General features: G+C 60.4%; 17 protein-coding genes, 1 tRNA gene and 1 pseudogene. 10 read left to right on the top strand and 9 right to left on the bottom strand.

Annotated elements, in window-relative coordinates; translation table 11 throughout:
• Positions 1-35 precede the first annotated feature (35 nt).
• Positions 36-112 (top strand) — tRNA-Met (locus HFO99_RS10100).
• 242 nt (positions 113-354) lie between these two features.
• Here HFO99_RS10100 and HFO99_RS10095 read toward each other — a convergent pair.
• Together HFO99_RS10095 and HFO99_RS33365 are read right to left on the bottom strand one after the other, a co-directional pair.
• Positions 355-3,735: a DEAD/DEAH box helicase gene (locus HFO99_RS10095; RefSeq protein ID WP_222360943.1), complete on the bottom strand. Its 3,381-nt coding sequence runs from the start codon at positions 3,733-3,735 to the stop codon at positions 355-357.
• Positions 3,736-3,866: 131 nt separating this feature from the next.
• A pseudogene (locus HFO99_RS33365) lies at positions 3,867-4,276 on the bottom strand (cellulose biosynthesis protein); the annotation flags it as partial.
• Positions 4,277-4,588: 312 nt separating this feature from the next.
• On the opposite strand from HFO99_RS33365, the gene HFO99_RS10085 reads away from it, so the two are divergent.
• Positions 4,589-5,371: a helix-turn-helix transcriptional regulator gene (locus tag HFO99_RS10085; RefSeq protein ID WP_064245652.1), complete on the top strand. Its 783-nt coding sequence runs from the start codon at positions 4,589-4,591 to the stop codon at positions 5,369-5,371.
• A 15-nt stretch (positions 5,372-5,386) separates the two neighbouring features.
• Here the strand turns inward: HFO99_RS10085 and HFO99_RS10080 are convergent, their stop codons facing one another.
• The gene (locus HFO99_RS10080) at positions 5,387-5,704 is read right to left on the bottom strand and encodes a hypothetical protein (protein WP_222360938.1); all 318 of its coding nucleotides are present in this window, start codon (positions 5,702-5,704) and stop codon (positions 5,387-5,389) included.
• A gap of 387 nt (positions 5,705-6,091) precedes the next feature.
• Here HFO99_RS10080 and HFO99_RS10075 point away from each other — a divergent pair, with 387 nt between their 5' ends.
• Genes HFO99_RS10075 through HFO99_RS10055 form a run of 5 tightly spaced genes read left to right on the top strand, consistent with a single transcriptional unit; the run spans position 6,092 to position 11,499 of the window.
• The gene (locus HFO99_RS10075) at positions 6,092-7,114 is read left to right on the top strand and encodes a UDP-glucuronic acid decarboxylase family protein (RefSeq protein WP_222360936.1); all 1,023 of its coding nucleotides are present in this window, start codon (positions 6,092-6,094) and stop codon (positions 7,112-7,114) included.
• 1 nt (position 7,115) lies between these two features.
• Complete coding sequence (galE, locus tag HFO99_RS10070) at positions 7,116-8,099, top strand: UDP-glucose 4-epimerase GalE (RefSeq protein WP_222332676.1); 984 nt, start codon at positions 7,116-7,118, stop codon at positions 8,097-8,099.
• Positions 8,096-9,964, top strand: coding sequence for a glycosyltransferase family 2 protein (locus HFO99_RS10065; protein WP_222360934.1), 1,869 nt, complete (start codon positions 8,096-8,098; stop codon positions 9,962-9,964). Before galE ends, HFO99_RS10065 begins: the two co-directional genes overlap by 4 nt.
• Before the next feature lie 37 nt (positions 9,965-10,001).
• A complete protein-coding gene (locus tag HFO99_RS10060; RefSeq protein WP_222360932.1) occupies positions 10,002-10,523 on the top strand; it encodes a DUF995 domain-containing protein in 522 nt (173 codons plus the stop codon).
• A gap of 4 nt (positions 10,524-10,527) precedes the next feature.
• Positions 10,528-11,499 carry a glycoside hydrolase family 26 protein gene (locus HFO99_RS10055; RefSeq protein ID WP_222360930.1) on the top strand — a complete coding sequence of 324 codons (972 nt, stop codon included), beginning with the start codon at positions 10,528-10,530 and terminating at the stop codon, positions 11,497-11,499.
• Positions 11,500-11,577: 78 nt separating this feature from the next.
• Here HFO99_RS10055 and HFO99_RS10050 read toward each other — a convergent pair whose 3' ends face one another.
• Positions 11,578-12,864, bottom strand: coding sequence for an ABC transporter substrate-binding protein (locus HFO99_RS10050; RefSeq protein ID WP_222360928.1), 1,287 nt, complete (start codon positions 12,862-12,864; stop codon positions 11,578-11,580).
• A 144-nt stretch (positions 12,865-13,008) separates the two neighbouring features.
• On the opposite strand from HFO99_RS10050, the gene HFO99_RS10045 reads away from it, so the two are divergent.
• From HFO99_RS10045 to HFO99_RS10035, 3 genes are read left to right on the top strand one after another with little or no spacing between them, the layout of a single operon-like run.
• Positions 13,009-14,043 (top strand): LacI family DNA-binding transcriptional regulator, encoded by a 1,035-nt coding sequence (locus HFO99_RS10045; protein WP_222332671.1) that lies wholly within the window; start codon positions 13,009-13,011, stop codon positions 14,041-14,043.
• Positions 14,044-14,052: 9 nt separating this feature from the next.
• A complete protein-coding gene (locus tag HFO99_RS10040; protein ID WP_222360926.1) occupies positions 14,053-15,909 on the top strand; it encodes a DUF2264 domain-containing protein in 1,857 nt (618 codons plus the stop codon).
• Positions 15,906-16,916: a hydroxyacid dehydrogenase gene (locus tag HFO99_RS10035; RefSeq protein WP_222332669.1), complete on the top strand. Its 1,011-nt coding sequence runs from the start codon at positions 15,906-15,908 to the stop codon at positions 16,914-16,916. Before HFO99_RS10040 ends, HFO99_RS10035 begins: the two co-directional genes overlap by 4 nt.
• Positions 16,917-16,945: 29 nt before the next feature.
• Here HFO99_RS10035 and HFO99_RS10030 read toward each other — a convergent pair whose 3' ends face one another.
• The 5 genes from HFO99_RS10030 to HFO99_RS10010 form a co-directional block, all read right to left on the bottom strand.
• Entirely contained in the window at positions 16,946-18,223 is a 1,278-nt protein-coding gene (locus HFO99_RS10030) for a Gfo/Idh/MocA family protein (RefSeq protein ID WP_222332668.1), read from the bottom strand.
• Between the two features lie 150 nt (positions 18,224-18,373).
• Positions 18,374-19,198 carry a sugar phosphate isomerase/epimerase family protein gene (locus HFO99_RS10025; RefSeq protein WP_222332667.1) on the bottom strand — a complete coding sequence of 275 codons (825 nt, stop codon included), beginning with the start codon at positions 19,196-19,198 and terminating at the stop codon, positions 18,374-18,376.
• A 28-nt stretch (positions 19,199-19,226) separates the two neighbouring features.
• Positions 19,227-20,390 carry a dihydrodipicolinate synthase family protein gene (locus HFO99_RS10020; protein ID WP_222360924.1) on the bottom strand — a complete coding sequence of 388 codons (1,164 nt, stop codon included), beginning with the start codon at positions 20,388-20,390 and terminating at the stop codon, positions 19,227-19,229.
• Between the two features lie 3 nt (positions 20,391-20,393).
• Complete coding sequence (locus tag HFO99_RS10015) at positions 20,394-21,542, bottom strand: Gfo/Idh/MocA family protein (protein ID WP_222332665.1); 1,149 nt, start codon at positions 21,540-21,542, stop codon at positions 20,394-20,396.
• A 131-nt stretch (positions 21,543-21,673) separates the two neighbouring features.
• On the bottom strand, positions 21,674-22,351 hold the full coding sequence (locus HFO99_RS10010) for a TetR/AcrR family transcriptional regulator (RefSeq protein ID WP_222332664.1): 678 nt from the start codon (positions 22,349-22,351) through the stop codon (positions 21,674-21,676).
• Between the last annotated feature and the right edge of the window lie 145 nt (positions 22,352-22,496).

Raw genomic sequence — 22,496 nt, 5'->3', positions numbered from 1 at the left:
GAAATACCATATTTGCCATAGGCAAAATAAAATGGCGCGGGGTGGAGCAGCCCGGTAGCTCGTCAGGCTCATAACCTGAAGGCCGCAGGTTCAAATCCTGCCCCCGCAACCAAACAAATAGCCGCCTTCAGGGCGGCTTTTTGTTTGGTAACGGGTCGAGGGTTTAATGCCTAATCAGGGGCCCGCAAGAAGGCGTAGCCGATGCAGCGGGACAGAAAACTTCAAATCCTGCCCCCGCAACCAAATCTTCCCAAATACACTTACTCAAAAGCCCGCCTCGTGCGGGCCTTTTGCGTTTGTGCTTACCGATGGATCGAGGCAGGCATCCGCCGGGCAGCAATCGGATCCGATGCTTCAGTTCAATTCATTCCGGGCCAGGAATTCGGCTGCCTGAATTGTCTCCAGCGCGCTCGCGGTCTCCCGGAAATAAGGCAGGCCTTCCCAGAGGCCGCGATCGCCGACGATATAAAATCGGCGCTTGGCCCGCGTGAGGGCAACGTTCAACAGGTTCGGCTTCGAGGCGGCCCAACTGGCCGCTCCGCTATGGTCGGCATCGGCGCCGAGCACCATGAAAACGATGTCTTCTTCCTTGCCCTGGAAGGTATGCACCGTGCCTATCCGATCCCGCAGCCACCTCGACAGTTTCGGTGGAGGCGAGCGCGTATTTCCGTTCCAATCGACCCAGGCTGCATGGGCCAGAGCCTGCTTCAGACTGTTCTTGACCTCCTTGAACGGCGAAATGATATAGAGATCAGGCAATGCGCCGTCCCGGCGATAAGTGGCGGTGAGGAGATCGACGATGAAGTCCGTCTGTTCCGCAACGGTCTGTTTACCGGTTACCTTTCCTTTGACGTCGATCCAGCTGCTGTCGCCATAAAACGGTGGAGCGTCGTCGGCGGGCCGGCGCTCTTCTTGTCCGAAGACCATCTTGTTCTGATAGGCGATCTGGTTGGCAAGGCCAAACATTGGATCGATGCAGCGCCGATGCACCCTGAGAGGGCTGCCGATCCAGAGCCCGTCCGCCTCCTCGCCCGGAACTGTCGTTCCATAGCGATTGGCGGCATCCGCCAGCATCTGCACCGACGCCCTGTTCGGCGAATATTGTCCTGCGGCGGTGTGGGGCGAGAGAGCCGAGGTGGCGGCGATCAGCGCGCTGGGTAGCGTGAAGACCGGCTCGATTTGCTGGGGATCGCCGATCACCATGACACGGCGCGCCCGCAACAAGGCCCCGACCGCCGCCTGCGGCACCGCCTGACCGGCTTCATCGATGAAAACCCAGCCGATCGATCCGGCTTCGAGACCGCGGAACTGCCGGGCGAAGGACGCAAACGTCGTCGACACAATCGGCACGATCATGAAAAGGCTCTGCCAGATCAAGGCAATGTGCTCGCCATTGACGGGACTGTTGTTAGAAAGCAGTTTGCTGATGGCGACGATATTTCCCCCAAAACCTCCGCCCTTTCTGCCGACCTCCGCCAGCCACGCTTCATGCAGCGTCAATGCCGCTTCCAGCAATGCAGAACGCAGACCTGCCAACTCGTCTCGATGCCACAGTCCGTCAATCTGGAAACGGTCGGCCTCGAGTTCGGAGAGATGCCTGGGTACGGTGGGATGATCGAGAATCGTGCCGAGGCGATCGAATTCCTCTCTCTTCCTGGACCAGATTTCCCGTTGCGATCCTAGCGCCCGCTCGGCCAGTTGATGTCCCCGCAACGCTCGCTTCAGCGCAGGTCCATGGGTTTTCGCAAGACGACGCTCGCATTCCGCCAGCGCCTTGCGCAGTTCCAGCTGTCGTCGTGCATTGGCGACGACATTTTGCCGATGCTGCCGGGCAGGATGGGCCGGCAGCACTTTCTCCCACCACGCAGGAGCGCTGCGCTCCAGCAGCTGTTCCTCCTCCTTCAGATGAGACAGTCCTTCCCTGATACTGAGCATTTCGGCCGCGACCATGTTGCATCGGTCCTGCGCGTGCCGAAGTTCGGTCGCGGCCGCCCTGACTCCTTCAAGCGCCTCGCGGCAGAATGCATCCTGCGAAACCAGGGCGATTTCATCACAGAGATCGGCATAGCGCGCATACAGGCCGATCTTGTCGCGAACCACTTCGTCGGTGGCATGAAATGCCGCCGCTGCCTCGGCGAAGGTTGGTCCCTCATAGCCTTTTAGCCATTCCCAGATGGTCTGTGGCTTATCGGCGCCGGACCAGCCAGGTTTTGCCCTTTCGGCGATCTCCATGAAGGCGAAACGTTCCTTGAAGGCTCGACGGTTCCGGGCGTTGCCGAGCGCACAGGCGATCAGCCCCCATGGGCGGTCGCCGTCGGAGAGTTTAACGACAGCTCCATTGTCCTTCTGGCAAGCGATCTTGTGCGCGACCGTCTGCAGATATTGGAATGAAGATGTCTTTCCAATCGAACTCCGCTTGGGAAGGTCGCGCGAGATATTCTCCACGGCGGCGTTGTTGGACGAGGCGACGACCATTTCGAATCCAGAAATAGCCGGGATCAGCGCCGATATCGAGGCGGTGCTCCGGTCCGTGAAGATGGCTCGGCGCGGCGAGCCGTCGAAGGCATCGCGCGCCGTCTTCAAGGAGGCCAGGACGCGGGCGCGCCGAACGATACTATCCGCGAACATGTCGCGAAGCAGGGTCGTCTTTCCCGTCCCTGGTGGGCCGTTGACCGAGAACAGTCCCGTTTCCGAAAGATCGCCGATGGCCGAATTGATCGCGAACTGCTGCATGAGGCTCATCGCCTGGTAAGGTTCGCTGAGCCAGCGTCCGCGGTTGAGATTTCCTGGATGCAGGGCTTGAACGATCGCCCGGCGTCCATCCTCCGAGTAGAGGTCGATCCGCTTCTCTTGCGCAGGCGGCGTGAGATATTGCCTGAGCGGCTCGGGGATATCACCGTGTTTGACGCACGTCATCGCCCGTTCGATATCCTCGATGAAGAAACTGTTCAGGATACCGATGTCGTCTTCAATACTTGTACTCTCATCTTCTGCGTCATCGGCATCGAGCGCATTGCTTTCCGGCGGTGGCGGCAAGGAGATGACCTCGGGTTTTTCCACCCTGTCTCGGTAGCGTATTTCAACAGCAGCGATGGGTTTCTCTTGCTTCGAGGCAAAGCCGGCCCAATCGCAGAGCAATTCATGCAGCGTCAGGATTTCGGCGGCATCGATCGGCTGACCGTCGGGATCCTCGGCGGACGAAGATCTCAGATGCCGTTGTGCCCGAAAGTTTTGAAGCAATTCCGAGAGCTGCCTCTTGCCGTCGGCAAACGCCTCGTGGCTGAGTGAGGCGAGGCCGGATTTCCGCACCCGCCCCAGAGCCCAGGGAAGCGTGGAAACGGAAAATGTTTCGAACATCGGCTGTCCAAAGGGGGAGAGCTGCAGGCTGGCAAAGCAGGTATCGCCATCGAGATCGCCGCGTTCGGCATCCTCATACTCGGTGATATCGGCCGCAACGCTATCGAAGTGCCTGCGGATATCGGCAACTTCCGATTTGCTGAAAACGCCGAGGAACAGGGTAAAGCCCGTGATCTGCTTCTCTTCGGGTATCGCTGGGCGGCTGAGTGCAGCGCCGTCATCATCGAGCGTTTTCGCATGCAGCCAGAAAACGCTTCGGCCTTCACTGGAGGCAATACGACTGGAGAGATCGTAAGGAATGAAGAACTCGATTTTGTGCCAGAAATCGAGAATGGCGAGAAGCCGTTCTCTTTCGGCGCCATCTGCATTCGTCTGCATGAGTTCTCACTGATGGTTGCAAAAATAGGCTCGCGCCTCTTTTAACAACGATCGCAACTCAAAATCAAAGACCATGGCGACTGCGCGTCCCGGAACCGCCGGACCGCCTTTTCGCACCATGGCAAACGTCGTCAATGCAGACGTGGTCGGCGCCGCTCGCTGAGCCGTCCCCGGTCCCAGCAAAGCCATGGTCGCCGGCACGACATCCGTCTTGCCAGCGGCGGGCTCGGCAATCGAGCGCAGCCGTTTGAGGGCAGCACCGCCGGCATAATCAAGCGCGGACGGATCGTCCGAATGGAGGTCGTGGATTTGCGGCAAAGACGGCCTCCCCTGCCAGCCGTTTGCTGGTTGCGAGCGATGCCAAGTAACGCGCTTGGATGAGATGCGGCCCGATCTCGCTGACCCGGCGGAAAGTCTCTGCAGTCCGCTGATGTTGATGCAGGGCAAGCTGCGTGTCGCCAAGCCGCATCTGGATCGGTGTTGGATCGGGCCCGCTCGCTCAGAAGGCCTTGGCAGTCAAGGACCCTGTCAGCTTGCCTCGGGCTACCCTGCATGACGAAAAGTATGACAATCTGTACTGAAATATTACATTAAGCTGATCGTCCTATATTCAGAGCAAATATAGCCTTGAAGTATCTACCGAGTGAAAATACAACCAAAGCTTTGTATTATATGGTTTTTCGTCTGCTAAAACTAATCACTTTGGGCCATTTCCTTCCTTCTCAATCCGTATTAACATAATTAAGAAATGTCTAAAAAGTAAGGCGATGACACCCGGGACCGACATTTCATACTATCTAATACCCGCCATCGCTCCAAGTTTGAGTAAAGTGTAACGCTAGGGGAGGCGTATATGTTCATGACAGGCTCTGGAATCGAGAATACTGACCAGGGGAGGAAGTTGAGTACGTCTGGAGATACTATACTAGTAGTAGCAAAGGCGGATCTGTTTTCAGAGTGCATGGTAGAAGCACTGGCAAAGAAATTTCCGAATTGTGAAGTAGCAAGCATTACGAGCACAAAGCCAATGCTGGAAAAAGATACCAGCGATATGAAGCTTGTTTTATTCTATCATATACCTGGCCCTGAGCTTCATGAGGCGCTGCAGGCCGCCCGCGAAAACCACCCTGAAACCTCGATCGGGCTTGTTGTCGAAGCGATCGACATGCTCGAGCCCTACGTCAGCCGGCTGGTGGAGGCAAGGATCATCGATGGTGTCCTGCCGCTCAATCTCCGGCTCGACGTCTTCATGGCCGCTGTGGATTTACTGATGAAGGGCGGCGAACATTTTCCGTCAGCACTTCTCAACCGTCTCAACAACAAGAACGCCCAGCTGGAACCTTCGCTCTATCAGACAAAATCGGTCGATGCGGCCCGCAACAATGCGCTCAAGCTGAGACGCGACAGCATCTCCGCTCTGACCACCCGGGAGGTTCAGATCCTGGATCTCATCTGCAAGGGGACGCAGAACAAGATCATCGCCGACAAGCTGCATCTTTCCGAAAACACCGTGAAGGTTCACGTCCGCAACATCTACAAGAAGATGAACGTCCGAAACCGCACGGAAGCGGCATCCCGCTTCTTCAATGAGCATTCCGCCGGCGAAGACGACGTGTCCGGCCGGTGGCGCAATTGATGTAATGCTTTTGTTTCAGATAGGAGGACGCGCAAAGCAGCGCGACTTCTGTCCGAAGCCGCTTGGAGAGCAGATATAAGGCGCTGAGCCGTGATAGGCGAGAGCGCGGGCCGTTACCCCGGCCGGGCGCTCGGCGTGATTTTCCGGATAGGCGTAAGCCTTCGAGACGCGCGGAGCCTCGGCCACGACGATATTCTTCTTCGCGACAACGGCGATATCATCAACGACTGTGCAAGCCGTTTGTCCGATCGCCATAAGCGTCGTTCCGCCGACGAACATCGCCAAACGAAGACACCAGCCTTTCAGCTGCGCTGCATCTTGTTTTTTCAACATAGCCTAAACACCTCGCATATGGCGCTTCCGGATGCAAGACCGGCGGTGCCCGTTGAAGCTCCGCCGATCTCCCGACTTCCTTCGTATATTAGCTGCATTGAGTGAAGCTTGAGAGGCGGATGAGAGGCCTATGGTGGTAAAGCGATAAAGGTGATTAATCATTTGTTACTTTAAAGTATACTTGCGTAATTATTTTGGATAGTTGGAGTTTTTGAAGTTGACCTTACCGACAGTCGTTGTATTATTTTAATAGTAATTCGGTATCCGGAGAGTAACCACAAAGTTATTCATGTATGGACGCTCAGTTTATGAATATCCAGAGCGGGTAACGGAGGCATGCAGTGCATAAATAAAACAAAATACTAAATACCTGGGAAGGAGTTTGTAATGCGTAGTTTCGTTCCCAACGAAGGCACTTCTAAAGTGTCAGGCATACCGGTGCTCCAAGGGCGACGCACCGTTCTTGTGAATGGCGGGGGCGGCTTCCTCGGTTCACATCTCTGCGAAAGGCTCCTGCAGCGCGGCCACAGCGTCACATGCCTCGATAATTTTTCGACCGGCCGCCATGCGAATGTCGCTCATCTTGCAGCGAACGCCCGCTTCCGCATCGTCGAGCACGATGTTAGGCAGCCCTTCGATATCGACGCGTCGCTCATCTTCAATTTCGCCTCCCCCGCCTCTCCGCCCGATTATCAGCGGGATCCTGTGGGAACGCTGCTCACCAACGTGCTTGGCGCCGTCAATACCCTAGATTGCGCGCGAAAGACCGGTGCGATCGTCGTCCAGTCGTCGACGTCGGAGGTCTATGGCGACCCGACCCAGAGCCCGCAGCACGAATCCTATTGCGGCAATGTCAACCCGATCGGACCGCGCGGCTGTTACGACGAAGGCAAGCGCAGCGCCGAAACGCTGTTCTTCGATTACCACAGGACTTACGGTGTCGACATCAAGGTCGGCCGCATCTTCAATACCTACGGACCGCGCATGCGCCTGGACGACGGCCGGGTGGTTTCCAATTTTATCGTTCAGGCCCTGCGCAATGCCGACCTGACGATCTATGGCGACGGTCAGCAGACCCGTTCCTTCTGCTACGTCGACGACCTCATTGAGGGTTTCCTACGTTTTTCGGCTGCCGGCAGCGCCTGCAACGGTCCGATCAACCTCGGCAACCCAGCCGAAATGACCGTTCGGCGCTTGGCGGAAATCATTCGAGACCTGACGAACTCGCGTTCCCGGATCGTCCACCTGCCGGCGGTCACCGACGACCCTCGTCAGCGGCGGCCGGATATTTCCCGGGCCATTGCCGATCTTGGCTGGAAGCCCCGCATCGGGCTCGAAGCCGGCCTGGCTCGCACCGTCGAATATTTCGACGGACTGCTGGCCGGCACAGAGAAGGCGGAGGTCGTATGAGATGCCCCGCTACATTCTCGTTACCGGCGGCGCCGGTTTCATAGGCAGTCATATCTGCAAAGCGTTGTCGCGTGCCGGCATGATCCCCGTCACCTACGACAATCTCTCGACGGGACATGCCGACAGCGTCCGCTGGGGCCCGCTCATCCGGGCAGAGCTTGCCGACGCCGCCACGCTGCGCCGGACCCTTGCAGAGTTTTCGCCCGATTGCGTCATCCATTGTGGTGCCAATGCCTATGTCGGCGAATCCGTCGACATGCCCAGGAAATACTACCGGAACAATGTCGTCGGCAGCCTGACGCTGCTCGAGGCCTGCCTCGATCAGGATATCGAGCGGATCGTTTTTTCGAGCAGCTGCGCCACCTATGGCGTTCCCGCCTCGCTGCCGATTCGGGAGGAAAGCCCGCAGCACCCGGTCAATCCCTATGGGCGCACCAAGCTGATCTTCGAGATGGCGCTTGAGGATTTTGCCGCTGCCTACGGTATCCGCTTTGCCGCGCTGCGTTATTTCAATGCGGCCGGCGCCGATCCAGATGGCGAGCTTGCCGAGCGTCATCACCCCGAGACCCATCTCATCCCTCGCGCCCTTCTTGCCGCCGCCGGCAGGCTGGAGCGGCTCGATATCTTCGGCACCGATTATGCGACCGAGGATGGAACCTGTGTTCGCGATTATGTTCATGTTAGCGATCTCGCCCAGGCGCATCTCGCCGCCGTCAATCATCTGATGGCCGGCGGCGGCTCGCTCAGCGTCAATCTCGGCTCCGGCCGGGGCACTTCGGTACGCGAGATTCTCGAGGCGATCCGTCGCGCGAGCGGCCGCGAAGTCCCCGTGAATTATCGCGCTCGCCGCGCCGGCGATCCGCCGATCCTCTTTGCCAATACCGCAAGGGCGAAGGCGGAACTCGGCTTCGCGCCGGTCTTCTCGGATATCGATACGATCATCCGCACCGCCGGCCCCACCTTCGGACTGGAGATGAGGGCATGAGCGACGCACTTCAAGTCGGTCACAGCGCCAGGACGGCGAAGGCCGCCGCAGCTGATGCATTCGATCCTGTTTTCACCGGCTGGAACCGCGTCGCCTATGGCTTCGGCATCCTCTGCTGGCTGGCAGCACTCGGTTATTTCTGGATCTGGTGGTGCCAGTCCGCCCATATTATTTCCTGGGCGGCCTTCGTGCTCATTACCCTCGTGCTTGCCTGGATCACGCTGGTACCGGCTTATTTTATCCTGATCTTCCTCGACGCGAGAACGGTCAGCGCTCGGGCAGGGCTGCCGGAAGGGCGGGTGGCAATGGTCGTCACCAAGGCGCCGTCCGAGCCCTTTGCCGTCGTTCGCGCTACGCTTCAGGCGATGCTCGACCAGATCGGTGTCGATTTCGATGTCTGGCTGGCCGACGAGGACCCTTCGGAGGAAACCACGCGCTGGTGTGCGGAGCACGGCGTGCTGATCTCCACCCGAAAGGGTGTGGCGGAGTATCATCGCACCGCGTGGCCGCGTCGGACGCGTTGCAAGGAAGGTAACCTCGCCTACTTCTACGACCATTTCGGCTATGCACGCTATGATTTCGTCGCCCAGTTCGATGCCGACCATGTGCCGACGCCGACCTACCTCCGTGAAGTCCTGCGCCCCTTTGCCGATCCCGGCATCGGTTATGTCTCCGCTCCCAGCATCTGCGATGCCAATGCCGGCGCAAGCTGGGCGGCGCGCGGCAGGCTCTATGCCGAGGCAAGCCTGCACGGTTCGCTGCAGATCGGTTACAACAATGGCTGGGCGCCCCTATGCATCGGCTCCCATTATGCGGTCCGCACATCAGCCCTTCGCCAGATCGGTGGCCTCGGCCCCGAACTTGCCGAAGACCATTCGACGACGCTGATGATGAATGCCGGCGGCTGGCGCGGCGTGCACGCCGTCGATGCGATCGCCCATGGCGACGGACCAGCGAACTTCACTGATCTCGTCGTCCAGGAATTCCAGTGGTCGCGCAGCCTCGTCACGATCCTGCTGCAACATTCCCGCCGTTACATCATGCACCTGCCCTGGCAACTGAGATTTCAGTTCGTGTTCTCGCAGCTGTGGTATCCGCTCTTCTCCGCCTTCATGGCCGTGATGTTCCTGCTGCCGGTTGCCGCTTTGCTGACGGGCCAAGTCTTCGTCAATGTGACCTATCCGGATTTCCTGCTGCATTTTGGGCCGATATCGATCGTGCTGACGCTGTTTGCCTTCTTCTGGCGGGCCACGGGAACCTTCAGGCCGCACGACGCGAAACTGTTCGGCTGGGAGGGGCTTGCTTTTATCTTCCTGCGCTGGCCATGGTCGCTTACCGGCAGCCTCGCCGCGCTTCGCGACTATATCTTTGGCTCTTTCGTCGATTTCCGCATCACCCCGAAGGGAAGGCAGCAGCAGCGGTCTTTGCCGCTGCGCGTCATCGCGCCCTATATGGGGCTCGCCGGCCTTTCCGCCGTCGCAATGATGTTTGCGACCGATGCCGCGGCCGCCCAGGGTTTTTATGTTTTCGCCATGATGAACCTCTCGGTCTACCTGTCGCTGACGGTGCTGATCGTCGTTCGCCATGCGGTCGAAAACGATCTGCCGCTGCTGCCGCAATCGCGCGGGCTGTGGCTTGCGACAGCCACCGGGCTTGCGATTTTCGTCGCCGGCGGCACGCAGGCTGGGAGCCATGGCCTGCGCGGCCTCGAAGCTCTTTCGCACGGCCAGACGTTCGTCAGTTTCACCGAAACGCAATTTGCCGTGGCCGGCGCGGGCCTCGGCGGCGGCAAGACCAGGATCGTGAAGTTCCGCCTCAGATGGAATGGGTTCGGAAGCACGGGATGGGACGAACAAGGTGTCTGAGCCGGCGGAACCGGCAAGTGTCGATTAGGAGGATGTAATGAGTATCGGATCGAAATTATACGGAGCGGCGCTCGCTTTGAGCCTGTGCCTGCCAATGGCGGCACACGGCGCAGAGGTCGCCAAAACGAAGGCGCCAACGCCGGTCAGCGCCTATGAGCTCTATCGTATCTACGGCGACAAGACCTGGACCTGGAACACCGGCGGCGGCCGTTTCTTCGACAATGGGCGGCGGTTCGTTGCCTGGAGCAATGACAAGGGGAAGCCGTCCTTCGCCGAAGGCAGATGGGTGGTCGACGATCTCGGCCAACTCTGCATGCGTGCCACCTGGACGAATGCCGAGGGTGCGGCCCGCGCCAGCACCTGTTTCGGTCACCGCAAGATCGGCAGCACGATCTATCAGCGGCGCCAGCCGGACGGCAATTGGTACGTCTTCCGCCATGCATCGGTGCTCCCGGATGACGAGTTCCGCAAGCTCGTTCCCATGGATACGGTGAGCGCGAAGGCGCGCGAACTGAAGCAGGTCCTGCTGAGCCAGGAAATAGCCCGAAAAGGAGGGTGAAGCCATGAAGAAGCTAATGAAAAACAACCTCTCGACCACCGCGATCGCGTTGCTGTTGTTGTGTGTCGCGGAACTGCCGGGCCGAAGCGAAGTGCAATATGCGGGCATTGCGCCAAACCCGGCAGCGGCCGTGCAGACGATCATCGACAAGCGCCCCGTGGTTCATGCCGACGGCATCAAGTTCGGGGCCTACGATCCGCACGGCGATTTCGGCGCGCAGGCGAATGTCGCGACCGAAGCCCTGTTCCTGCCGTGGGAGGACGTCGACCTTGAAACCTTGCGGGTCGCCGATGCCTATGCGCTGGCGAGAGGCCGCAACCTGCTGATCACTGTGGAGCCGTGGTCCTGGGACGTCGACTGGCGGCTGACCTCCGCTCAGCTTCGCGCCAAGGTCCTGCGCGGTGATTACGACGTCAACATGCGTTCGATCGCGCATATGATATCCGAACTGAAAAGCCCGGTGATTGTCCGCTGGGGACAGGAGATGGAGGACAAGTCAGGGCGGTTTTCCTGGTCTGGCTGGAGCCCGCAAGACTATATCACGGCCTACAAGCGGATGATGGACATCGTCCGCAAGGAGGCGCCCGGCACAGAGCTCATGTGGTCGCCGAAGGGAGAGCCTGGCCTTCAGGCCTACTATCCCGGCGACGAGTATGTCGATCTCGTCGGGCTCTCGGTCTTCGGCCTGCAGCGCTACGACGAGCTTGCCTACAAGGACCACCGGACGTTCTCGGAAGCGCTGAAGCAGGGCTATGATCTCGTCGCCGGCTACGGAAAGCCGATCTGGGTGGCGGAGCTCGGCTATGAAGGCGGCGACGCCTATATCAGGCCGTGGATCGAAACTGCCACGTTGAAGCAGAGCGCCTTCCCGAATCTGCAGGAAGTCGTCTATTTCAACGACCGGGATGTGCAAGCATGGCCGTTCGATCTCGGCCGGCCGGATTGGCGCGTGGTCGAAAACCTGGGCAGCAACTGATAGTCCGGAAAACAGAGGCATGAAATACGAAGAGGCCCGCCGGGGTGTTGCGGGCCTCTCCTCATGTCGGGCGACCGATCATCCCTTGATCGTTGCCTTACCCTCTTCGATGAGCCGGGTCGCCGCATCGGCGGCCGAAATCCGTTCGAAGGCGAGTTCGTCACAAATCGGGCGCAGCACGCGCTGGTCGAATTGGGTTGCTCCCATCGGTACCGGCGGCGGATACTCGCCGACCTGATCCTTGAGCAGGTTCACGTATTTGACCGTTTCCTGCTCCGTCGGGTTGAGCTGCGGCAGGATAGCTTCGCGCACGGCAGGCGACATTGGCACACCGCGTTCGACACCCAGAATCTTGCCGGCTTCGGGATCGTTGACAAAGAAGCTGATGAACTTCGCGGCAGCTTCGCCCTGCTTGGTCGTGGCGCCCACACTCCAGATCAGTGCCGGACGGTAATAATGGCCGGATGGACCGCCCTTCTTTTCACGCGGCAGCATGGTGATACCGAGCTTGTTCTTGATGATCAGCTGATAGCCGATCATCTGGTTGGAATAGGCCATGCCGATCACCGATTTGCCGAGACCAAGGCAATTGGTGTCGATCGTGTTCTGATCGAGCGTCTGCACGTCGGCAGCAACGGTGCCGCCCGCCTTGCGCAGTTTCTCCCAGTAGTCGAACCATTCCCTGGCATCGTCGGCCGTGAAGCCCAGCCCAACGCTTTCCCTGGCAAAGAGGCTTTTACCGCGCTGGCGCAGCCAGGCATCGAACACATAGGCGTAGCGCGCCGCATAGGGGCCGCCGCCCTTGCCGGAAGACTTGGCGAGTTCGACGGCGAGCTTGGCGTACTCATCCCAGGTGAGGTCGGGCGTCGGCAACGGGATGCGTGCCTTTTCGAATTCGACTGTGTCGAAGAACATCGAGAAGGAGTTGAGGCCGAGGCCAACACCATAGAGCTTGCCGTCGATGGTGGTCAGTTTCAGCATGTCGGCGCCGAAGGACTGAACGTCCAGCGTGGAGGGGACGAATTCATCGAGCGGCAGGCAGGCGCCGCGTTTCGAATAGTCTGAGATCGTTCCTGGCTCGAGTTGGAAGATGTCGGCGATCGAGCGGCCAGCCATCTGCGTTGCGAGCTTCGTCCAGTAGCCGTCGCCCGACAGCGATTCACCGACGATAGTGACGCCAGGCGCTTTCGACTGATAGAGCTTGGCAACCTCGAGCGTGCGCTTGGCGCGGTCGTTGGATCCCCACCACATGGCGCGCAGTTGTGCGCCTTCGGCAAAGGCCGGAATGGCGCTTCCGGCGCCGAGAGCAAGGCCGGCGGCCGCACCGGCTGAACCCATCAGAAATGAACGGCGATTGACCTGCATACTAATCCTCCTTGTCCCAATTGCCCGCTGCCATCCTCCAATGGCGTTATCGGGCACTTCGGCAGACAAATTACGCAAAAAAAATTCTATTGCAAGAAGCAACCATTTTCTTGCAAATTTGCGTTACTTGCATAATGTTTGCCTATGAACGATCAAAAGACCAGACGGCCGCGTCAGGCCGATATAGCGACGTTGGCAGGGGTCTCCGTCTCCACGGTGTCGCGCGTGCTCGCCAACGAACCCGGTATCAGCGAAACCGTCCGCCGCCAGATATTGAAGGTGGCAGCCGAGCACGGCTATCCCGTCAAGCCTGTTTCCGAAGCCGTTGCCGGCGGACTGGCGTTGATTGCCAGTGACGGCGTCACCGGCACTCTCAGCGTCTTCTATGAAGCCATCGTCGACGGCCTGCGCGCCGGCGCTGCCGAAGCGGGCATGCCCTTCGACGTCCGGCTGGTCCGCGAGGATCGAACCACCCCGGATGCCGTGCGCGACTATATGCAGACGGCTGAGGCTGAAGGTCTCTTTCTCGTCGGTATTGATCCGAACGAGATGTTGCGTGACTGGCTGCAAGCCAGCATGACACCCACCGTTCTTGTCAACGGCACTGATCCAAGGATGCAGTTTGACGGTGTTTCGCCGGCTAATTTCTTTGGCGCCTATGAGGCGACCAGCCGGCTGATAAAGGCCGGCCATCGCCGTATCCTGCATCTGAGCGGCTCCCACCGCCACACGATCCGCGAGCGCGTGCGCGGTTTCGAGGCGGCGATCGCGGCCGTCCCCGGCGCCGAGGGCCGTCTCGTGTCCTTGACACTTCAAGGCAGCGCCATCCGCGAGGCGCATGAACGCACGGCAGCAGCACTTGCCGAGAATGCCGGTTTTACCGCCGCCTTCTGTATGAATGATTTCATCGCCGTCGGCGTGCTCGAGGCTGTCACCGAGGCCGGCCTGCGCGTGCCGGACGATTTCGCGATCGTCGGTTTCGACGATCTGCCCTGCGCGCTGATGACCAGTCCGCGGCTGTCCACCATGCGCGTCGATCGCTCCGCCCTCGGGCGCGAGGCCGTGTCGCTGATGCTCGCCCGTTTCCGCAACAGGACGGCACCGGCGCGCCACATCTGCCAGGCGGTCATTCCCGTTCCGGGCGGAACTGTTCCGAATCCGAATGCCGAAAACCCGTGAGTGACACCGATGCCCTATGATCCCGCCAGCGCCAACCCGCTCGCCGGCAATCCGCTGGAAACCCGCTCCGATATGAGCCGCGCCCTGCTTGCGCTCTTCGATCCGCTGCTTGCCTGTTTCTCGATGGGCAATGCCCGCGTCACCCTCAATGGCGGCGGCGCCCATTTCGACCGGGCAACGGCCGATCTCGAAGGGTTCGCCCGCCCGCTCTGGGGATTGGCGCCGTTTGGCGCCGGCGGTGGAGACTTTCTCCATTGGCATCGTTTTGCCGAGGGTCTCGCAAATGGCACCGATCCCGCCCATCCCGAATATTGGGGAACGGTCAATGGCCGCGATCAGCGGATGGTCGAGCTTGCCGCTCTCGGTTTTGCCCTGGCGCTGGTGCCGGAAAAGATCTGGGAGCCGCTCGATGCGCGGGCCCGCGGCAATGTCGTCGCCTATCTCAAGCATGTCAGGCAGTTCGACTATGCCGACAACAATTGGAAATTCTTCCGGATCTTCGTTGATATCGCGCTCGATCGTCTCGGCGCCGATTTCGACCGCAGCCTGACGCGGCAATATCTGCACGAGCTCGAAGGCTTCTATATCGGTGACGGCTGGTATCGCGACGGAAACGTGCGTCGTATCGACCACTACATTCCCTTCGCCATGCATTTCTATGGCCTGATCTATTCGAAGCTCGTCGACGACGATTATGCAAAGCGCTACCGCGAGCGGGCGGTCCTCTTCGCCCGGGATTTTCGGCATTGGTTTGCCGCTGACGGGGCGACGATCCCCTTCGGCCGCAGCCTGACCTATCGCTTTGCCTGCGCCGGCTTCTGGTCGGCGCTCGCCTTTGCCGATGTCGAGGCTCTGCCTTGGGGGGAGATCAAGCATCTCTGCCTGCAACATCTGCGCTGGTGGAAGGACAAGCCGATTGCCGATCGCGACGGCGTGCTGTCGATCGGCTTCGGCTATCCGAACCTCCTGATGTCGGAGAGCTACAATTCCGCCGGCTCGCCCTACTGGGCCTTCAAGGCCTTCCTGCCGCTGGCGATCGCTGAGGATCACCCGTTCTGGACGGCGAAGGAAAAGGTGCCGGAACGGGCGCCTGACATCATCCCCCAGCGTCATCCGGGCATGGTGATCATGCGGGCGGGCGGCGATGTCGTGGCGCTGTCTTCCGGCCAGGAAAACCTGCAGATGCGATGCGGCACGGAAAAATACGCGAAGTTTGCTTATTCCGCCCGCTATGGCTTCAGCGTCGAGGCCGATGAGCGTGCCTTTGCGCTTGCCGCCTTCGATTCGGCGCTTGCCTTCAGCGATGACGGGCTGCACTACCGCGTGCGCGAAACGAACGAGGAAGCCAAGCTCGCAGGCGACGTGCTGTATGCGAAATGGTCGCCTTTTGCCGATGTCGACGTCGAAACCTGGCTCGTGCCCGCCGCACCCTGGCATATCCGTCTCCACCGGATCAGGACAGGCCGGCCGCTGCGGATTGCCGAAGGCGGATTTGCCATCGGCCGCCGGGATTTCGAGCTGGATACGCTGTCCGCCTCGGGTGGGCTTGCCTATGCGATCGGCGAAGCCGATTTCACCGGCATTCTCGATCTCGGCTCTTCGGTCAATCGTTCGGGTCTCGTCCAGAAGGCAATGCCCAACACCAATGTGATCGTCGCGAAAACCCTCGTGCCGCAGCTGCGCGGGCAGATTCCGGCCGGTGAAACCATCCTGGTGACGGCGGTGCTCGCACTTGACGATCCCGCTGCCGTCTCGTCTGCCTGGACGAGACGGCCGAAAGCGCCTGACATTGCAGCGCTGGAGGCCCTGGTGAGAGAAAAGGGCGTGACAGTCAGCGCTATCGAGGCGCCCGGATACATGCCATGAACCAGCCGGCCATTGTCCTTGCCATGCAACCGTCGCGCACCGAGCATGTCCTGCCGGATGAGGTCCTGCGCAGGCTGAGCGGCATCGGTCGCCTGCTGGATTCCAAGCCGCTGCACCGCTTCGACGACGAGCGTGCGAGACGTCTGCTGGCCGAGGCGGAAATCCTGATCACCGGCTGGGGAGGGCCTTATGTCGGGCCCGAAATCCCCGCTGCTGCGCCGCATCTGAAGTTCATCGTCCATGCCGCGGGCACGGTAAAGGGCGTTATCGACGACGCCATCTTCGAAGCCGGTATCCCAGTCAGCCATTCGGCTGAGGCTAACGCTGTGCCGGTTGCCGAATTCACGCTGGCGGCGATCATTTTCTCCGGCAAGCGGGTCTTCCGTTTTCGCGATCTCTACGTCGCCGATCGCAACCGCAACCGGACCTATCCGATGCAGCGCGAAGCGATCGGAAACTACCGCCGAACCGTCGGTATCGTCGGCGCGTCGCGCATCGGCCGGCGCGTCATCGAGCTCCTGAAACCCTTTGACTATAGACTGCTGCTCGCCGACCCGACGCTTGATGCTGCCGAGGCAACCGGCCTCGGAACGGAAAAAGTCGATCTCAACGAATTGATGCGGCAGGCGGATATCGTTTCCCTGCATGCGCCGTCGCTGCCGTCGACACGGGATATGATCGATGCGCGAAGGCTGTCGCTGATGAAGGACGGCGCGACGCTCATCAACACGGCGCGCGGCATTCTCATCGATGAGGCCGCCCTGCTTTCGGCGCTGAAAACCGGCCGCATCGACGCAGTCCTCGATGTCACCGATCCGGAGATCCCGGAGGCGGGCTCTGCTTTCTACGATCTGCCGAACGTCTTTCTGACACCGCATATCGCCGGCGCCATCGGGCTGGAACGGACGCGCCTCGGCGAGATGGCCGTGGATGAGATAGAGCGCTTTGTGACCGGCCAGCCCCTGCTCTACCAGATCCACCGGGCAAATCTCGGAAATATCGCCTGAGGCGTATCGAGGTGGCTCAGGCGATCATATTAGCGCGACGTCCTCAGCGAATTCGGCGAACCGTCATTGGCAAGCTCGGGCATCAGATCGGCAATGTTGACCACCTTGCCGGTGCGCGAGCTCTCCAGCGCGGCAATGCCGCAAAGCACAGACATGGCGCCCGCCCGCGTGCCGGCGCGCTGGGCGAGCCTGTCTTCCGTATCGGGCTTGAAGATCATGTTGCGCATTCGGTCGTCGCCGCCGTAATGGCCGCCGGTGAAATGCGGAACGACGATGCGCTCCACCGCCTCCTTACCATCAGGGAAATTGCGGATGAGGAGGATCGTATCCTCCTTCGGCTCTTCCCAGGGCTGGGCTTCATATTGGCGAAGCTCGATGCGCCCTTTGGTGCCGTTGAAGGCGAGGTGATGGCCTTCGATCGGCTGGAAGGTGTTCAGCGAATAGGAGACATGGACGTTGTTGCGGTAACGGAGGGACACTACCATCGTGTCGGGAATGTCGATGTCCTCGCGGAAGACACAGCCGTCTCGGAAGTAGCCGTCGATCTTCGAGGGATCCTCGTAGAGTGAATCGAGGAAGGGATCGGCCTCGAGATCGAGGTAGTAGTCGCATTCATGCGCGTGCGGACAGAGCTTGCAGCGCGGACCGCGGAACGGGCCCTTACGGCCGTAATTCTGCAGGTCGGCGAAGGAGGTGACGGCATCGGGATCGCTGTCGAGATACCAGTTCAGGAGATCGAAATGATGCGTTGCCTTGTGGACGAACAGACTGCCGGAATTTTCCGTATAGGCATGCCAGCGGCGGAAGTAGTCGGCGCCGTGCTTCGTGTTCAAATACCAGTGGAAGTCGACTGACGTGACCCGGCCGATCTCGCCGGCATTCAGCAGTTCCTTGATCTTCGCAGCCGTCGGCGCATAGCGATAGTTGAAGGACACGTCGACCCGGCGACCAGTGCGCTTTTCGGCATCCAGAATCCGACGAATCTTTTCGACCGAGGTCGTCATTGGCTTTTCGGTAATGACGTCGATACCGGACTCCAGCGCCCGCACGACGATATCGTCATGCGTATGGTCGGGCGTACAGACGATGACCAGATCCGGTTTCTGCTCATTGAGCATCGAATCGATGTTTTCATAGAGCGGCGCATTGCTTCCGATCATGTTGCGGGCGCGTTCGCCGCGCAGCGAATTCTTCTCGACGATCGCGGTCAGGTCGACATGCTCGCGCCAGCCGGCAAGCAGATCCTTGCCCCACATGGTGGTGCCGCGGTTTCCCGTACCGATCAGGGCAAAACGGCGTTTCTCCATCGAATGATCCTCCTGCATGCGTGATGAAACAAATACTGAAATCGGGCCTAAAGCGCGTCGCGATCTTTCAGAGTCGCTTGGCCAGCGCTTTAGCTCTTTGGTTTTCGCATGTCATGGTCGCAAAACCGCTGCACTTTTGCGCGACATGCTTTAGCAGCAACTCCTGAAGCGCTCGACGCAGGTGGCGATCACTTCGTCGGCCGGGCGTTTCCACCAGTTCTCCGCCGAAAAGATCTCCACCTCCTGCGCGCCGAAGAACCCGGCGGCCTCCACCATTCGCCTTATGCCTTTGAGGTCGATCACACCATCGCCCATCATGCCGCGGTCGAGCAGCATGTCCTTTGTCGGCACCAGCCAGTCGCAGATGTGATGGGCAAAGATGCGTTTCATGCGCCCGGCGCGGGCAATCTGGTTGGCAAGATCGGGGTCCCACCAGACATGGTAGACATCGACCGCAACGCCGACATCCTCACCGAGCTGCTCGCACATGTCGAGCGCCTGACTGAGCGTGTTCACGCAGGCACGGTCGGCGGCATACATCGGATGCAGTGGTTCGATGGCGAGCTTTACGCCCGAGGCCTGTGCATGCGGCAAAACGGCGGCGATGCCGTCGAATACCATCTGGCGGGCTGCGACGATGTCCTTCGACGCGCCCGGCAGGCCGCCGACGACGAGCACGAGGCAATCGGCTGAAAATGCCGCCGCCTCGTCGATGGCACGCCTGTTGTCGTCGAGGTTTTTCTGCCAGTCGGCATCGTTTGCCGCCGGGAAGAAGCCGCCGCGGCAAAGACCGGTCAGTTTGATACCGTTCGATTTGACGATACGCACCGCCTCGTCGAGACCGGCTTTGGCGACCTGGTCGCGCCACGGCGCGATCGCGGTGATGCCGTGTTTCAGGCAGATGTCCACGGCTTCTGCGAAGCCGCATTGCTCGCGGATCGTCGCCAGATTGATCGAAAGTCCTTCGACCTGCATGTCATTCTCCTCCCATCACCTCAGTGCCTCAGTTGACGCCGTGGACGGCGAGCACTTGGCGCATGCGGCTTGCGGCAAGTTCGGGATCGGCTAGAACCCGGGCCTTGTCGGCCAAGCGGAAGAGTTCGGCCAAATGCGTCAGCGAGCGCGTGCTCTGCTGGCCGCCGACCATGACGAAATGGTCCTGCAGGCCGTTGAGATAGGCGAGGAAAACGACGCCGGTCTTGTAGAAGCGGGTCGGCGCCTTGAAGATGTGGCGCGACAGCGGCACGGTCGGCTCCAGCAGATCGAAGAATTCATGGTTGCTCTTGCGGCCGAGCGCCTCGAGGGCTGCCGAGGCTGCCGGCGCGATGGCGTCGAAAATGCCGAGCAGCGCGTCGGAATGGCTCTCTTCGTCGCCGGCGATCAGTTCGGCATAGTTGAAATCGTCGCCGGTATACATGCGCACGCCCTTCGGCAGTCGGCGGCGCATCGCCACTTCCTTCTCCTTGGAGAGCAGCGAGATCTTGATGCCGTCGATCTTGTCGGCATGCGCCTCGATCACCTCGAGGCAGGTGGACATCGCTTCGATGTGATCGCTGTTGCCCCAATATCCCTCAAGCGCCGGGTCGAACATTTCGCCGAGCCAGTGGATGATGACGGGTTCCTTGACCTGGCGAAGGATGCGGTCATAGACGCTTACATAGTCGTCCGGCCCTTTGGCGGCGGCGGCAAGCGCCCGGCTCGCCATCAGGATGATCCGGCCACCGGCCGCCTCCACGGTTTCGATCTGCTCCTCATAGGCCCTGAGGATCGTGTCGATAGTCACGTCGGGTCCCGGCGTCAGATGATCGGTGCCGGCGCCGCAGGCGATTAGCGCATCCTTGCGACCGGCCGCCTCACCGAGCGCCCGGCGGATGAGGTCGCGCGCGTCCGGCCAGCTGAGGCCCATGCCGCGCTGCGCCGTATCCATCGCTTCGGCAACCCCGAGGCCGAGGTCCCAGAGCCGATGGCGGAAGGCGAGGGTCCGCTCCCAATCGATCGCCGGCGTCAGCCACGGATCGTTGTCGGCGAGCGGATCGGCGACCACATGGGCGGCGGCAAAGGCGATGCGCGGAAAGGCCTTGGCGTCGCGCTTGGCGAGCGCGATCGGCGTGCCGGTCAGCGTGTAGGGGGCGATCTTGCCGTCAAGAGGGAGATTGATCGTCGTCACGGCTCAGAACTCCAGTGCGGGAACGTCGAGCCAGCGACGCTCGGCCCAGGATTTCAGGCCGAGTTCGGCAAGCTGTACGCCCTTGGCGCCAGCTTCCAGCCCATAGGGCCACGGCGCATCTTCGACGACATGGCGGATGAACATTTCCCACTGCGCCTTGAAGCCGTTATCGAAGGCCTGCGTGTCGGGAACCTCGTCCCAGGTCTTGTAGAAGTCGATCGTCTGCGGCTGGTCCGGATTCCACACCGGCTTCGGCGTGTTGACGCGGTGCTGGCTCCAGCATTTCGTCAGGCCGGCGACGGCTGAACCATGTGTGCCGTCGACCTGGAATGTGACGAGGTCGTCGCGGCGGACGCGAACCGCCCACGAGGAATTGATCTGCGCGATCGCGCCGCCTTCGAGCTCGAAGGTCGCATAGGCCGCATCGTCCGTGTCGCAATCATAAGGCTTGCCCTGCTCGTCGATGCGGCGCGGAATATGCGTAGCACCGAGACAGGAGACGGCCTTGACCTCCCCGAACAAATTGTCGAGCACGTAGCGCCAGTGGCAGAGCATATCGAGGATGATGCCGCCGCCGTCGCCCTTGCGGTAGTTCCAGGACGGGCGCTGGGCGGGCACGCCCCAATCGCCTTCGAAAACCCAGTAGCCGAATTCGCCGCGCACCGAGAGGATCTTGCCGAAGAAGCCGGAATCCCTGAGCAGCGCCAGCTTGCGCAGACCGGGCAGGAAGAGCTTGTCCTGCACGACGCCGTGTTTGAGGCCGGAGCCGCGCGCCTTGCGGGCAAGGTCGAGTGCCACCTGCAGATCGTCGGAAATCGGCTTCTCGCAATAGACATGCTTGCCGGCGTCGAGAGCCTTGGACAGCAGCTCGGCCCGCATCAGCGTCGTGCCGGCGTCGAAGAAGATCGTGTCGTCGGGATTGGCGAGAGCCGCATCGAGATCGGCGGACCAGCGCTTGATGCCGTGCTTCTTCGCCAGCTCTTCCATCTTGGCGCCGTTGCGGCCGACGATGATCGGATCGATCTCGAGTTTCTCGCCCGATTTCAGCGTGATGCCGCCCTGGTCGCGGAAGGCGAGGATAGAACGCACCAGGTGCTGATTGTAACCCATGCGGCCGGTGACGCCGTGCAAGATGATCCCCAAGCGTGCCATTTTTTCCTCCCAGCAGATTTTTGCGGCGGGAGCGGGCGTCCTGGCCCGGCCCTCCCAAGCCGGTAACTAAACAGTTACTTGATGGCAGAAGAGCGGCGCGGCTGTCAATAGTCAAATCCGATTTTAGAAATTCAGCGCTTGATCGAGGCGAGCGTCACGTGGACGATATGTCTTTCCCAGGCATTGAGATGGGTCGGCTCGATCAGGTCACGGCCGAAGATCGTCGACAGCGTGTACTGGTTGGACAGGTAGAAATAACCGAGCGAGGCGATCGTCAGGTAGACATGCAGGGGATCGGCGGTCTCGATGAAGACGCCCTGCTTTTTTCCCTCCTTGAGCACGTCCGAAAGCTCGCCGATTAGATGCGAATGCAGTTCCTTGAGCCGGACGGACTGGCGCAGCCAGCGGGCCCGATGCAGATTTTCGGTGCCGAGCAGGCTGAGGAATTCCGGGTGCTGCCGGAAATAACGCCAGGTGAAGAGCGCCAGTTCGCTAATGCCTTCCTCGGGGCTGCGGTCGCCGATATGCAGCGCGCGTTCGGCGGTGCGGATGCCGACATAGGCTTCCTCGAGCACTCTGAGGTAGAGCTGCTCCTTGTCGCCGAAATAATGATAGAGCATGCGCTTGTTGGTGCCGGCGCGCTCGGCGATCGCATCGACGCGGGCCCCGCCCATGCCGTTTTCGGCGAATTCCCGGGTTGCGGCATCAAGGATAGCAGCGCGTGTCCGCTCCGGATCGCGTTGGGTCGTCCGTTCCGCCGATGGGCGCCGAGACCTTTTCTTGTCCCCATTCTCGCCGCTGTCGTTCATTTCTCCACCTCCGCCTTCGTATGTTGCGCTCATAAGCCTTCGGTGCGAAATTGTAAAAACCGAATTTGAAGGGCCTGCGAACGACACGGCTTGACACGCTCGCCGCTTTGCCCGTAGCTTGTAACCAATTAGTTATTTATGCAAG

It is taken from the genome of Rhizobium leguminosarum (assembly GCF_019798305.1).
GTDB classification, from domain to species: Bacteria; Pseudomonadota; Alphaproteobacteria; order Rhizobiales; family Rhizobiaceae; genus Rhizobium; species Rhizobium leguminosarum_U.
This window is presented reverse-complemented; position numbering and strand designations above follow the sequence as displayed.